Origin of the sequence: Dawidia cretensis (assembly GCF_018598175.1) — a bacterium.
Lineage (GTDB): Bacteria > Bacteroidota > Bacteroidia > Cytophagales > Cyclobacteriaceae > Ohtaekwangia > Ohtaekwangia cretensis.
On the sequence record NZ_JAHESE010000004.1, the window covers coordinates 213,382 to 227,600 of the forward strand.

Here is a 14,219-nt window from a genome sequence, read left to right on the forward strand (position 1 = left end):
CCTTTACTGCCCTGATGCAGTATCCGGTTCTTGAGACACTTCCGGCCCTTCGTACGAGGCTTGCCGAATCTAACATCGCTATCCTTCAGGCGCCCCCAGGCGCCGGTAAATCCACTGTGCTGCCGCTGGAGCTGCTGGATGAGCCCTGGCTGCAAGGCAAAAAGATTATTATGCTGGAGCCACGCCGCCTGGCTGCCCGGTCGGTGGCACAGCGCATGGCCAGCCTGCGTCAGGAAAGTGTAGGCGATACCATCGGCTACCGCGTACGGTTCGAAACCCGTGTCGGCAAACATACCCGCATTGAAGTAGTGACCGAGGGCATCCTCACCCGCATGCTGCAAACCGACAACAACCTGGAAGAAGTCGGCCTGTTGATCTTTGATGAATTCCACGAGCGGAGCTTGCACGCCGACCTGGCATTGGCCCTGGCGTTGCAGGCGCAACAGCTGCTGCGTGACGATCTGCGCATCCTCATTATGTCGGCGACGCTCGACGGCGATTATCTCTCGGCTTTGCTCAAGGCGCCGATCATTACTTCTACCGGACGGCAATACCCGGTGGCCATTCGCTATAGCCTGGACGATGACTTTGTACCCATTGCCACCCGCATGGCGAAAGCCATCCGCCGTGCCCTGCGCGACGAGGAGGGAGACATACTTGCCTTCCTGCCCGGTGCCGGTGAGATCAACCGCGTACAGTCCCTGCTGGAAGAGGAGGGGGTAAATGCAAGCCTGCACCCGCTCTATGGCGACCTGCCTTTTCAGAAACAACAAGAAGCCATCCTGCCGCACCCTGCGGGCCGGCGCAAAATCGTCATCGCGACATCGATTGCCGAAACATCATTGACCATTGAGGGCGTTCGTATTGTGATCGACTGCGGGTTGGCGCGCGTACCAAAGTTTGATCCGCGCAGCGGTCTGACGCGACTCGACACCGTGCGTGTTACCAAAGATGCGGCTGACCAGCGTGCCGGTCGTGCGGGTCGTCTGACTGCCGGTACATGCTATAGACTGTGGACGGAGTCAATCCAGGCCACCCTCCTCGCAAACCGTACCCCCGAGATACTCGAAGCCGACCTCGCACCCCTTGTACTGGAACTGAGCCAGTGGGGTGTGCGCGACATGCGAGACCTTACGTGGGCTACCATACCGCCGGCCGGTACAGTGAACCAGGCGAAGGAATTGCTACAAGCGCTGGGCGCGACAAACGAAGGTATCATCACCAGCCGCGGACGGGAAATGTTAAAGTTGCCGACGCATCCGCGTATAGCCCACTTGTTACTGGAAGCCGCGGCCGATAAACAGGTGGCCCTGGCCGCGGATATCGCCGCGCTGATGGAAGAGCGTGACCCGCTTCCCAAAGAGGCAGGGGCCGACCTGGCATTGCGAATAGAGGCACTGCGCAAATGGCGCAACAGAGAAAAATCTTTCGCCGACCGCGGTGTGTTGGAGCGCGTAGAAAAGCTTGCGGCCAACTGGCGCCGGATGCTAAAGGTCGAGGAAGACAATATCATTCCAAAAGATGAAACGATCGGCCGGCTGTTGCTGGCGGCCTACCCCGAGCGTGTTGCCCAACAGCAGGGCAAAAACAGTGAGCGCTACAAGCTGGCCAACGGCCGCATAGCCAAACTGGCGGACCACGACCCGCTGCACCGTGAGACATGGTTGTGCGTGGCACAGCTGGATGCCGGCAGCGGCGAAGGCAAGATCTTTCTCGCGACGGCTGTCAACCCGGCCGACCTGGTCGCCCAGGCACGCGCGCAGGAAGTAGTGCGGTGGGACGACGAGCGCAAAGCCGTGGTCGGCAACCTCGAAAAGCGCGTAGGCACCCTGTTGCTGGAAAGTAAACCGTTGGCCCAGGTGTCCGATGAAAACCGCGTGACCGTCATTTGCCACTATATACGCGACAAGGGCTTGAAAGCCATCGGCTGGGACGAAGCGCAACAAGCCTGGCAGGCCCGTGTCATGAGCCTGAAACAGTGGCGCCCCGAAGAGGCATGGCCCGACGTGCAGGACGAGGCTTTACTCGAAACACTCGAGGTATGGCTCGCGCCATTCCTGACGGGCCTGTCGCGTCTGAGTGAATTGCAACGACTGAACTGGCACGATATACTTCCCTCGCTATTACCCTGGGAGCTTAGCAGCCGACTGGATACATTGGCCCCCGTACGTATACCGGTACCGAGTGGATCGATGATCCAGTTACAGTATTTTGTAGACGGACGTTTCCCGGTGATAGAGGTACGGCTACAAGAAATGTTTGGATTATTGGAAACACCCTCAATCAATGAAGGGCGCACGAAAGTGCTGCTACATTTACTTTCCCCAGGATATAAACCTGTGCAGGTAACACAAGATCTAAAGAGCTTCTGGCAGACAACGTACCACGAAGTACGAAAAGAGCTACGCATGCGCTACCCGCGCCACCACTGGCCCGAAGACCCCTGGACAGCGGAGGCCGTGAGAGGCGCGAAGCGGCGGACTTCTTGACAGCTTGTAAGAACGACAAGGGGAGTCGCAATACGGGGGCTGGCGCAAGTTTAAGCGCCCAGTTTGGCTTTAACGTCGCTGAAAACAAAAGGCCCCGGTCATAACCGAGGCCTTTACATTTTATACAGACTATAAACTATATCCGCGGAGGTATAAGCTTATACACCACCGGCGTCACAATCCGCGACAGCAGCGTCGAGCTGATCAACCCACCAATCAACACCACCGCCAGCGGCGAGATCAACGGATTAACCGACAACGCAATCGGCATCAAACCACCGATAGCCGTCAGCGATGTCAACACAATCGGCAGGAACCGTACTTCACCGGCTTCACGAATTGCATCATCCACCGACTTACCCTGCTGACGCAGCTGATTGGTGAAGTCCACGAGGAGAATAGAATTCTTTACCTCGACACCCGCCAGCGCAATCAACCCAACGATGGCGATAAACGATAAAGTGTTACCTGTTACCAACAAACCGATAACCGCACCCACAATGCCCAGCGGAATTACACTCAATACAATCAGCAGGCTCTTGAATGTCTTGAACATCAACAACAATACCGCTACGAACAGAAACACGGTTACGATAATGATCGTGCCCAGGCCTCCGAACGACTCCTGGCTGGCTTCTACATCGCCGCCCATGCGGTAGCTATAGCCGGCGGGCAATTTCATGTGGTCCATCTTATTGATGACTTCCGTAATGACCCGATCGGCGAGGTAGCCTTTTTCAACGAATGACGAGATGGCCACGATGCGGATTTTGTCGTAATGGTCAATGCTGACAGGAGAGGTCTCCAGCTTCAACTCGGCAATTTGCGCCAACGGTATAGCGCCGCCGCTCCGGTTGTTGACGAAGAGGTTGTCGAGCGATGCGAGTGTGGCACGTTCTTGCTTGGGTGTGGTAACGACGATGTCGTAGTCCTCACCATCGCTGTCGGAGAAGCTGCCCAAGTTCAGGCCGGCCACGGCCAGGCGTACGGTGCGGTCGATGTCTACGGTGCTGATCCCCGCCATGCGTGATTTCTCCTGATTGATGTCGACGCGGATGTTACTCATCAAATTGCTGACGGGATTGGTCACATAGATGGTACCTTCTGTTTGCTTCAGCATCGTCTCTACACGACCAGCCAGTACGCGAAGGGTATCGAGGTTGTCGCCAAAGAGACGTACTTCGACTGGGGCCAGCACGGGCGGGCCTTGTTCAAAGTTCTTCACTTCGATCTTCGCGCCGGGATAGTATTTAAACTTGTCGCGCAGCGAATTGATGATGGCCATTTTTGTGTCTACCGGGGCGTGATCGTCGAGTTGTACGAACGTCTGCGAGAAGTCGGTACGCTCGTTTTCCTGGATCACGTTGTAGTATACGCGCGGGTTACCACGGCCTACGTTGGTAGCGAAGAATTTTACCTCGGGAATGGTATCCAGCGTAGCTTCCACATAGCGCGATACCGAATCCGTTTGCTCGAGGCTGGTTTGCAGCGGCGTAATGGTGTTGATCAGGAACTGTGGCTTTTCCGACGACGGGAAGATGCTAAAGCCGATCACGGGAAAGAGTTGCAAAGAGCCAAAGAAGATAACACCAGCAATGATCAGTGTAGCAATGGGATGCTTCAGGGCCTTATCCAGCAGACGTGCATAGCTGCCCGAGATGAGGCGCTGCAATGCTTTCAGGAAGATGTTCTCACCGGTGTGGTTCTTGAGCAGACGACTGGACAGGAAGGGTATTACCGTCAGCGATACAATCATGGATGCAAAGACACCAAAGATTACAGCCAGGGGCAGACCACGTATAAAGTCTCCCGCTGCTTCAGGAAGGAATACCAGGGGCAGGAAAGCGATAATCAGCGTGGCGGTACAGCCAATGACCGCGAGGCCTATTTGACTTGTGCCCTTGATCGTGGCTTCCAGGCGAGAGTGACCTTCGCGCATCCAACGTTCGATGTTTTCCACCACCACAATGCTGTCGTCCACCAACAAGCCCAACGCTACCACTAAGCCTACAATGCTAAGCTGGTTCAGACTGATGCCAAAGAGGTTGAGCATTACCAGGCCGACGGCCAGCGACAGTGGGATGGAGATCATGACGATAATAGCGGCTCTCCAGCCCAGCGGTAATAAGGTAATAGATACAAGCAAGATGGCGATCAGGAAGTCCATGCCGAGGCCGCCCAAGCGCTTGTTGACGTTGTCGGCCTGGTCGAAGTTTTGGACCATGGCGATGTTGCCGGGTAAGGTCTTGGCGAACTTCTCCAATACCGGTGCGTAGATCTCTTTTGTACTGGAGATGTTGAACCCGGGCTTTTGCGCCGCGACGACAAATACACTGCGATGGCCGTTCAGACGTGTACTGTGATTACTTTCTTCAAAGGTCAGGTAAGCATCGGCTACATCGCGCAGCAAGATGTTGTGATTGTTGGCGGTGAAGACAATCGTGTTTTTAATTTCGTCCAGCGAGGTATAGTTGCCGCTGGTTTTAATGTTGATCGATTTGCTGCCCGCCACGACACTACCACCCGGTATATTGGCCATCTCACTTTGAATGCTGCCGGTAATGGCTTCCAGCGGAATATGCATTTGCGCAATCTTTTCCAACCGCAGGTCCACGCGCACGATCTGTTCGGGAAGGCCGTGGATCTCCACGTTCTTCAACGGCGATAATCGCTCCAGCTCGTCTTGCAGGTTTTCAGCGTATTCTTTCATGCGGCTGCGCGAGGCATTGTCCGACACCAGGGCTACCTGCAGGACGTTTACATCCGAAGGCTGGAACTTCATGATGTCGATGCTATAGATATCGCGGGGCAATTCCTGGCGCAGGCTCCCGATCTCGCGCACCATTTCCTGGTACTTGTCATCGGGGTCGGTTTCGTATTTGTAGATCACGTTCACCACGGCCAGGCCGTCTTTAATGGTGGTCTTGATCTTTTTGATATCGTCCAATTCGTGAATGCGTTCTTCCATCGGATCGACCACCAGTTCTTCCATATCCTTCGGACTGGTGCCGGGGTATACTACGATGACAGAGAACTGCGGCGATTCGGTTTCAGGGTCTTCACCCCGGGGCATGGTCAGCAGCGTGGTGATGCCCACGGCAGCGGCCATTAAGAACATGATCAGCGTAAACTGATAATTCCTGACAGCGTATTCAGAGATCTTCATATAGCTTACGGTATAATGGTGATAGGAGAGTTGTCGGACAGGTATGCGCTGCCGGAGATGATCAGCTTGCCGGCATCTTCCAGGCCGCCGCGAATGTTGATGTGCTGGCCGTCAAAGGAGGCCACCGTAACGCGTTGCTTATGGGCGGTTTTATCGTCGCGTGTAACAAAGACAAATCCTTCGTCGCCACTGGCATCGAGCACGCTTTCATAGGGCACCGACCAGAAGGTATTGGTTTGTGCGGATTGGATCTTCGCCGAGCCAAACATGCCGGTAGCCAGGCGTGCTTTGGTAGCGTCCAGACGAAGCTCTACTGTAAAGGTGCCGGTCTGGCGATCTACGGTTTCAGACTTCCGGGAAATAAGGGCGGGGAACGATTGATCCGGAAAGGCATCGATGGAGATCGTGGCTTTTTCTCCGACCTTCAGCAGTGCCCATTGTTTATCGCTCACACTTACTTTCAGGACCCAGTTGCCATTGGACGTAACGTTACACTGCAGGGCCCGTTCGCCTACGCCTACTACCTGGCCGGGATTGATAAACTTGCTTAATACATAACCGTTGCCGGCAGCCCGTATCTCCGCGTGGCTCTTGTTAAAGCGGGCGGCAGCGAGCTGTTCGCGTGCTACGTCCAGCGCGGTTTGGGAGTTCTGCCATTGTTCCAGGGTAGCGACGCTGTCGTGGTACAAGTGGCTGGTGCGTTCGTAGTCGCGCTGGGCTTTCTCAAAGCCGTGGCGTGCCTGTGCTACCGTGGCGTCGATCTCGGTTTGGTCGAGTATTGCCAGCAGTTGCCCTTTCCTGACGGCGTCACCTTCTTTGACCAGCACGCGGCTGACCACGCCGCCGATCTTAAAGCTCAGGATCGACTCGTCTTCGGTACTCAGCTGACCAGAGGCAATGACGGCGGCAGCGGAAGAGCTTTTCTCCAGGGCCATGACTTTCACGGGCACGGCCTCGGAGCGGGACGGAATGCTGCGGGTGTTTCCCTTGCTGTCAGAGCAAGCCTGCACCGCGGCCAGGATGGCGATGAACGCCAGGGAAGAAAGAAAGGATGTACGGATACGTTTCATAATGCGTATGTTGAGGTCGTTAGAATCGGTTAGTTTGAAGTGAAGGCGTAGGAAGCTGTTTCGCGTTCCAGTCGTGCTATGGCGCGCAGCACGTCAAAGGTGCGCAGGTTGAGCTGCAGGGCGGAGGCCGTCAACTGGTTGCGGGCATCGAGAAACTCGATCAGGCTGTTTACACCTTGTTGGTATCCTTTTTCGATCAGTGTAAAGTAGCTCTGGGCCGAGCGTTGTTGCTGGTGCGCGGCCTGCAGGTTTTGCGTGGCAGTTTGCAAGTCATTCTGAGCGATCGATGTAGCAAGCTCCAGCTGGCGCGTGGTATTGTTCAGCTCAAGCTCTGTCTTGTGCAGCTCGTGTTGATATTGGCGAATGGTATAACCGTTGCGGAAGCCTTGAAAGAGTGGCAAAGAGAGTTGTACACCCACCAGGTAGTACCGCGAGTCGTTGTTGAACTCCCAATGTGTAGCCTGCGAGCCAAGGTCCAGGAATGCGCTAAGCTTCGGCACGCGGTTGAGACGGGTCATGCGAATCTGCGATTGATTGATAGACCTTGCCGTGCGCAGCATGGAAAGCTCTTCGCGCGCGGCAGCATCGTGCTCCACCGAGTCGGGCAGCGGCACACTCATGACGGCCGTGTCTACGGTGACGATACTTTCAAGGGATTTGTTCAGCAGGAAGTTGAAATAGCGGCGAGCGTTCTCCGCCGTATTGTTGGCACTGTTCAGGTCGGCGCGCAGACGGTCGGCTTCACTGCGCGACCGCAGCAGGTTGGCGGGAAGCCCTTTGCCGTTGCGTGTCAGCGATTCATTTATTTCTACATTCTTGTTTACCAGCACCAGCCCGCTTTCATAGATCTTTACCGCCTCGATCGCTGCCAGGTAGTCGTAGTACGAGCGTTTAATGTCGAACACCAGCTGGCGTTTATAGGCGTCGACCTCAAATTGTTTGAGCACCACCTGGTCGTGCTGAATGGCGCGGTTCATATACAGGTCGGTGTTTATCAACGGGAGGGATGTGCGCACCTTGGCGTCGTAGAAGTCGTGGGGAAAGAAGTTCTGGCTGACGTTCTGCACTTGCGGAAAGGCGTCACTGCCGGTAAGCTGGTTCAACGATGAGTACACGGGATTGAGCAGATCGCCTATGGGGATGTCGATGCTCCGGCCGCCTTTGCCCGAGGTATAGTCGCCCTGCAAGGTGACCGACGGAAGGAAGTACGTGCGCGCAATGCGCAGGGAGTTTTCGGCTTGCAGCAGCGAAATGTTCCGCTGCTGAAGCACGACGTTGCTACGCAGTCCCTCGGCCACGTAGGCGTCGAGCACCGGCTGAGCGTACACACCGGCCGGAAGAAGGGCTACCAGCAGCAGGAGCCAGTAATTCCGGAGAGCCTTGAAGGGTGTTGAAATGTTCATCGGTTATTTAGTTTACACTGTTAAGTCGTAAGACAAATTTTTTTAGTCTAGCGGGGTGGATTCATTTTTTCTAAAATGTGCAGTACCTGGGCGGTAGCCTTGGCGACGATATTTTCATGCGTAGCATTACTGAGCACCTTGCTGCATCGGCCACGGATCTCCAGGCTGCAGATGCCATGTACCATCGACCAGACGGTGTAGGAGAGGACCTCGGCGTCCATACCCTCGAAATATCCGATCGCCTGGCAGTCGCGGATAGTCTGCAGCAGAAAGCCAAAGGCACTGTCGCCTTCCGTCCATTCCTCTTTCTGCAACGCGTTCATGGGCGCGGGCATGGTAAACATCAGGTCGTAAAACTCGGTATTTTCCATAGCGAAGGTGGTATAGACCTTCGCCAGGGCCTTCAGGCGCTCGAAAGGGTTAGAAACGTGCTCCAGGGGCCGCATGAACTGCCGCAGCAGTGCGAAGCCTTCCTGGTGCAGGGCATAAAAGACATCGTCCTTGTCCTTAAAATAGAGGTAGATTGTCGTTGGGGAGTATTCGATCTTGTCGGCAATGTTGCGGATAGACGTCTGCTCATAGCCTTGCTCCAGGAACAACATACGCGCCGCGTCCAGGATCTTGGCCCGTAACTCGATTTTCTGACGTTCTTTTCTCTCGGCGATGGACATATTGTTCAGCGGTTACTTACTTAACGGTGTAAAGTTAGTTATGGTTGCAAAGAAAACCAATAAAGATTCCTTCACTGGCAGATCACTGTTCACCCCGTGTTTTGGGGTAAATGACAAGCCAGATCGGCAAAGATGCTCAGAAGAACGGAGAGAGGCGGGGCTTTTTCAGGAAAAATGACGGTTTGAGAGATAAACGGTAGGGCAAAAGCGACTTTGTGTTCGATGTGGGGGTGTTTTGAAATAGAATTGTAATAGCCCTATAAGGCTATTACAATTCTATTTCAATGCTATATCAATTCTATTTCGATGCTATTATATATGCGAAGTATCCCCCTTTATGCTATGAATTTGGCGAAAAGTGAGCGCCCGCAACGAACAGTCATTTCGGGAAATACTGCCCTTTAGCAAACAGCCGCACCGAGCCGGCAATAACTGCCACCAGCACCAGGTTGGTCAATATAAAGGCAACGATGGCCAGGCCATTCACCGCCGGATCGTTAGCTTTTAAGCAAAGAAGTGATAATCCCTGCGAAAGCGTCGCGATCCCAAACGTATACGCCCAGTACCCCGGCGCGAAAGGCTGCTGCCGCAGCCAGCGGAGCGCAAAAGTCAGCGCTACGACGATAAAGACAGCATATCCCGCCAAAGCATAGCTAATGGAAAGGTTGCTCTGCGCACCCGCCAACACCTGGTACGCAACAAATATGACCACGGACGGAGCCATGTAAATACCCATGAAATTCCGGGTCTTCGCGGCCAACCCGCCTGCAATAAGTTGCTGCGTTATAACAGAGTCCATGACCAGCCACGAGATTGTACCAATACCCAGTAATGCGAAACCATAAGAAGTATATCCGAAGATGCCTGCCGCCAACGCGTTCACCAATATGCTAGCCGTAAACGTCAGAAAAAGTGATGGCGTGGTCTGTGTGGGTTCTCGCTCCGTCGTCCAGAGTGTAGACAGGCGATACGCGCCATAGAGCAGGTTGAAAAGAGAGCCCATCCAGAAGATATAAGCTGCCGCGCCGGCGTGGTACGGTAATAAGGCTAGTGCGATGAGAATGATAGACTCCGGAATCAGCGCAATAAACGATGCTTGCACCGGATCGTTAAACTCCCGCTTTGCTTCCGCCGTGTAGTTGATCCATTTGTTTATATAGATCGCAAGCCACACCAGGAACGATACGATCGCAAGCACTTCCAGCATCTCACCCACCCACGCAGGGACATGCCAGAGAGCGGACGCGTTTCGCCAGGCATTGCCCGTCTCGGCCAGGCCCAGGGTCATAGCAAAAAACGATGCGGGCGCCAGCGGCAGCATCCTCTTCTTACCTGGTACTGCTTTCTTTTCGCGCGCCAATAAATCAGCTGATTGAGTCATAATTGATTATTTTTGACAAAATTATACTGACGAAGTGAGCTGTTCTCAGTAATATTCTTCGCTAATTCAGTAAAAAGGATGCTATGGAAGGAAAAAGTGGATATGAGCCTTTTGAGATCAGCTTCAAGGAAGTAAGCGATTCGATCACCACCGCGCATGGCCACAACTTCTTTGAGCTGATCTACATTCTCAAGGGTACCGGCGTTCAAACCATCAATAAGCATAAGCTTCCGTACATACCGGGCCACTTATTTCTCATAACACCCGAAGACACCCATGGGCTAGCCGTGGAGGAACCGACCACCTTTTTCCAGATCCGGTTCACCCATGTATATATTAAGAACAACGTGCTGCACCGGGAGAGTGTTCGGAAGCTGGAGTATATTCTGCAGCACGCCAACCACCAGCCGGGCTGTATCCTCAAGAAGCAGACCGACAAGAGCCTGCTGCGCCCGGTGATCGATGCCATCATCCGCGAGTATGTAAACCGCGACCTCTACAACAAGGAGCTGATTCACCTGCTGGTCAATACCATCATTGTTATCGTGGCCAGAAACATAGCCGAGTATCTTCCCGAAAAAGCAAATGAGCAATCCGAAACAAAGACGCTCGACATCCTGGAATACATCCAAAGCAACATCTATAATCCAGCAAAGCTGAGCGCAAAATATATCAGCGGCACCTTCGGAATTTCAGAGTCTTACCTGGGTAGGTATTTCAAGAAGCAGTTTAGTCAGACCTTGCAGGATTATATTGTGCGCTACAAATTGAAACTCATCGTAAATCGACTGCTGTATAGCGATCTGCGGATTGGAGAGATTGCCGAAGAGCTGGGATTCTCAGATGAGAGTCATTTGAATAAAATCTTCAAGAAATATAAAGGCGCCTCACCGACAATGTTCAGAAAAAATAACGCTGCCAACGTTCCTCGCCCATAAAAGAAAAAGCCACCCAACGGGCGGCTTTCTTTATATCTTTTATTGGAATCCTAGAGCCTCATGCCAAGATACACCCCGGGGCCGTTTGAATACACCGGCAGCACCGTCAGGTTGCTGTTCTTGTTCTTCCACTTATACTGATGCGTGAGATACGCCAGGTTTGTAGATAAGATACCAATACCGGCACCGGCCAGCACATCCGAAACCCAGTGGCGGTTGTTCAAAATGCGCATAGCGCCTACCGTAGTAGCCATAGTATACGCGCCGATTTTGTACCATACGCTTTGGTCGCCGTATTCCTTGGCGAGGAACGTAGCGGTGGCAAACGCCTGGGCGGTGTGGCCCGACGGGAACGAGAAGTTATTGCTTTCGTCCGGACGCGACACGTTGGTCACTTTCTTGAAGGAGAATGTCAGGGCAGCCATGATCATTTCTGATTTTGCGAGCAGCAGTGTGCGGTTGCGAAAATCGTGTTTGCCTTTTACGCCGGCAGCGTTCAAACCATACACGATTAAAATTGGGGCGTGCATGAGATAGTTATCGACCGTGCAATGGAAATTGGGCAGGTGCTCGTTCCGTTCCTCGCGTACCTGGTACCGGTTAATGACGTCGCGGCGGACGGTGGAGTAGACGCCCAAACCGATCAGGATCGTGGGCACGCGCGCGGCTTGCCACAGGGCAAGACCTTTGCTGGGCGCCACCGGTTCGGCCTCTACGGCCTTCTCTTGCATAAACAGGTCGATCTTTGCCGGAGCAGTGGGCTTGGTACGGGCAGCAAAGTGCTGATTGTACTGAGCCTTTGCCAGTGGGCAGGCCAAACACAGGAGGAGTACTGCAGGGGTTAGTTTCATGCGCATTATTGTTGGCAAAACGTATACCAAAGATACGTTATTGCAGACTATGGTTACGATTGTAATTCCTACCCAAAAGGTACAAGGGTTGGTAAATCCCAGCTTCCTCTCTGCACGCGTCAATTCCCCTATAACTCTCTAATATACAATATTCTACCGTGCTCAGCGCCATGGCCGGAGCAGATTTTCGTCATCGTGAAATATTGTGCTAATGGGGTGAAAACAAGCCAGCCGGTGCATTTGGTTCCAATTCCCGGCTGGTTTTCGAAAACGATTGTGGTAATATGGCTTTCCGGCTTAATCCTCGCGTTCGCGCTTGATCTTGACACGCGCCTGCGGTCCGACCTGGATCGGCACGCGCTCCAGCTCTAAGTTGGCCGCTTCGATGCCGTACAATTCTTCGGTCGACAGGCTGTATTCTTTCAACAGGCGATAACCCTGAATGATCAACCGGTCAAAGCTCGAGATCTCACTGTCGGACGACGCCCACGAGTGTAAGATGATAAACTTAAAGTCAGCCATCATGCTGTATTTGTGCAGCGATGAATAGGGGCTGGTCAGGTCTATTTCACCCGCGTCGGCCATTTCGTGAATGATCTTATTAAACAACAGATTCACGCGGTGGTCGGTTTTGAAGCCAAGTTTGATCCGCACAAAGAAGCACTTGCGTGGAATAATCGTGTCTACCACGTACTTGCTGGTGAACGGATTGTCTACGGTGTCAACGTGCACAAACCAGAATACATCGGCACGCTTGGGGCGCTTCTTGAAGATGGAATAGATAATGTTGGAGTCGATGTAGCGCTTGCTGTCGGCCATGGCCAGGTACACGAGGTTGGTTGCCTCTTTCGGCACGGTGCTGTCGGCCTGTAAATCTTGTAGCATGCCCACATAGTGTTTCAAGTCGACAAACTCGGTATGCCGGTCGCGCAGGCGGCGTGCGTGCAGCAACACATACATCATGATAAAGAACAGGAACGCGATGCTAAACGCAAACCAACCTCCGTGGTGAAATTTGTCCAGGTTGGAGAAGAGGAACATGCCTTCCAGCGAAAAGAAGATCACCGCCATGACGGCTGAACGTACTTTCGATTTTTTGGTGGTGATAAAATAAAACACCAGCAGGGAAGTTGTCATCAACATGTCGATGGTGATGGCAAGCCCGTAGGCTCCTTCCATCCGCGACGACTCGCGGAAGATGAGCACCACGCCAATACAGCCCACCAGCAAGATCCAGTTGATGGCCGGCACATAGATCTGGCCTTTCACCTGGCTCGGGTAACGCACGCGGGTAGCAGGCCACAGTTTCAGTTTCATGGCTTCGTTTACCAGGGTGAACGTGCCCGAGATCAACGCCTGGCTGGCGATGATGGCCGCCAGGGTGGCGATGATGATCCCGAAGAGCAGGAAGTCACGCGGAATGATTGCATAAAAGGGAATCTGCTCACCCAGTACGGTGCCCTGGTGGTCGAGCAGCCAGGCACCCTGGCCGAAGTAGTTACAGAGCAGCGCGATCTTCACAATCGTCCAGCCTACGCGAATGTTGGTTTTACCGCAGTGCCCCAGGTCGGAGTAGAGCGCCTCGGCCCCGGTCGTACAAAGGAACACCGCGCCCAGCAGCCAGAAGCCTTTGGGATATTCGGCTATGAGATGATAGGCGTAGTACGGGTTCAGCGCCTGGAAGATCTGCGGGTGGTCGTAGAACTGCATGATGCCGAATACGGCGATCGTACAAAACCAAACCGTCATGATCGGGCCAAAAATCTTGCCTACCACGCTGGTACCAAACTGTTGAAAGAAAAACAGGGCTGCCAGGATCACGATCACAATTGTGACCGTGGGAATTTCAGGGTTGAGAATACGCAAGCCTTCAATGGCCGAGGACACCGAGATGGCCGGTGTAATAAACCCGTCGGCAATCAGGGTACAGCAACCGATGATGGCGGGGTAGATCACCCACCCGGCTTTATACCGGCGCACCAATGCGTAGAGGGCGAATATTCCACCTTCACCTTTGTTATCGGCGTTCAGCGCCAGGTATACATACTTGATGGTCGTGACCAGCGTCAATGTCCAGAAGACACAGGATAGCCCACCGAAGATCAGGTCCTGGTTGATGGTTTGGGTACCGACAATGGCCTTGAATACGTACAACGGTGAGGTACCAATGTCGCCATAAATGATGCCTAACGAGACCAGTACGCCGCCAACGGATAATGGCGTCAGGTGTTTATCAGATGAATTAGCCAT

9 protein-coding genes are annotated in these 14,219 nt (G+C 53.6%); 2 read left to right on the forward strand and 7 right to left on the reverse strand.

The genetic code is table 11. The annotated features are described in order from the left end of the window. Window positions 1-14 precede the first annotated feature (14 nt). Window positions 15-2,489: an ATP-dependent helicase HrpB gene (gene hrpB / locus KK062_RS07180; RefSeq protein WP_254083586.1), complete on the forward strand. Its 2,475-nt coding sequence runs from the start codon at window positions 15-17 to the stop codon at window positions 2,487-2,489. A 136-nt stretch (window positions 2,490-2,625) separates the two neighbouring features. Here hrpB and KK062_RS07185 read toward each other — a convergent pair whose 3' ends face one another. From KK062_RS07185 to KK062_RS07205, 5 genes are all read right to left on the reverse strand, one after another. Next, entirely contained in the window at window positions 2,626-5,655 is a 3,030-nt protein-coding gene (locus KK062_RS07185; protein WP_254083587.1) for an efflux RND transporter permease subunit, read from the reverse strand. Window positions 5,656-5,660: 5 nt separating this feature from the next. Beyond that, window positions 5,661-6,725 (reverse strand): efflux RND transporter periplasmic adaptor subunit, encoded by a 1,065-nt coding sequence (locus KK062_RS07190; protein ID WP_254083588.1) that lies wholly within the window; start codon window positions 6,723-6,725, stop codon window positions 5,661-5,663. 29 nt (window positions 6,726-6,754) lie between these two features. After that, entirely contained in the window at window positions 6,755-8,128 is a 1,374-nt protein-coding gene (locus tag KK062_RS07195) for a TolC family protein (RefSeq protein WP_254083589.1), read from the reverse strand. A gap of 47 nt (window positions 8,129-8,175) precedes the next feature. Beyond that, window positions 8,176-8,799 carry a TetR/AcrR family transcriptional regulator gene (locus KK062_RS07200; protein ID WP_254083590.1) on the reverse strand — a complete coding sequence of 208 codons (624 nt, stop codon included), beginning with the start codon at window positions 8,797-8,799 and terminating at the stop codon, window positions 8,176-8,178. 379 nt (window positions 8,800-9,178) lie between these two features. Next, a complete protein-coding gene (locus tag KK062_RS07205; protein ID WP_254083591.1) occupies window positions 9,179-10,180 on the reverse strand; it encodes an SLAC1 family transporter in 1,002 nt (333 codons plus the stop codon). Between the two features lie 83 nt (window positions 10,181-10,263). Between KK062_RS07205 and KK062_RS07210 the strand changes: the two genes are divergently transcribed. After that, a complete protein-coding gene (locus KK062_RS07210) occupies window positions 10,264-11,118 on the forward strand; it encodes a helix-turn-helix domain-containing protein (protein WP_254083592.1) in 855 nt (284 codons plus the stop codon). Between the two features lie 50 nt (window positions 11,119-11,168). Here KK062_RS07210 and KK062_RS07215 read toward each other — a convergent pair whose 3' ends face one another. Together KK062_RS07215 and KK062_RS07220 are read right to left on the reverse strand one after the other, a co-directional pair. Then, window positions 11,169-11,969, reverse strand: a complete 801-nt coding sequence (locus KK062_RS07215) for a phosphatase PAP2 family protein (protein WP_254083593.1) — start codon at window positions 11,967-11,969, stop codon at window positions 11,169-11,171. Between the two features lie 297 nt (window positions 11,970-12,266). Beyond that, window positions 12,267-14,219 carry a KUP/HAK/KT family potassium transporter gene (locus KK062_RS07220; RefSeq protein WP_254083594.1) on the reverse strand — a complete coding sequence of 651 codons (1,953 nt, stop codon included), beginning with the start codon at window positions 14,217-14,219 and terminating at the stop codon, window positions 12,267-12,269.

Bases quoted from the DNA above. Each gene is read 5' to 3' on its own strand.
- KK062_RS07210 (WP_254083592.1), top strand. From the start codon at position 10,264: ATGGAAGGAAAAAGTGGATATGAGCCTTTTGAGATCAGCTTCAAGGAA.
- KK062_RS07215 (WP_254083593.1), bottom strand. From the start codon at position 11,969: ATGAAACTAACCCCTGCAGTACTCCTCCTGTGTTTGGCCTGCCCACTG.
- KK062_RS07185 (WP_254083587.1), bottom strand. From the start codon at position 5,655: ATGAAGATCTCTGAATACGCTGTCAGGAATTATCAGTTTACGCTGATC.
- KK062_RS07205 (WP_254083591.1), bottom strand. From the start codon at position 10,180: ATGACTCAATCAGCTGATTTATTGGCGCGCGAAAAGAAAGCAGTACCA.
- KK062_RS07200 (WP_254083590.1), bottom strand. From the start codon at position 8,799: ATGTCCATCGCCGAGAGAAAAGAACGTCAGAAAATCGAGTTACGGGCC.
- KK062_RS07190 (WP_254083588.1), bottom strand. From the start codon at position 6,725: ATGAAACGTATCCGTACATCCTTTCTTTCTTCCCTGGCGTTCATCGCC.
- hrpB (WP_254083586.1), top strand. From the start codon at position 15: ATGCAGTATCCGGTTCTTGAGACACTTCCGGCCCTTCGTACGAGGCTT.
- KK062_RS07195 (WP_254083589.1), bottom strand. From the start codon at position 8,128: ATGAACATTTCAACACCCTTCAAGGCTCTCCGGAATTACTGGCTCCTG.
- KK062_RS07220 (WP_254083594.1), bottom strand. From the start codon at position 14,219: ATGGCTAATTCATCTGATAAACACCTGACGCCATTATCCGTTGGCGGC.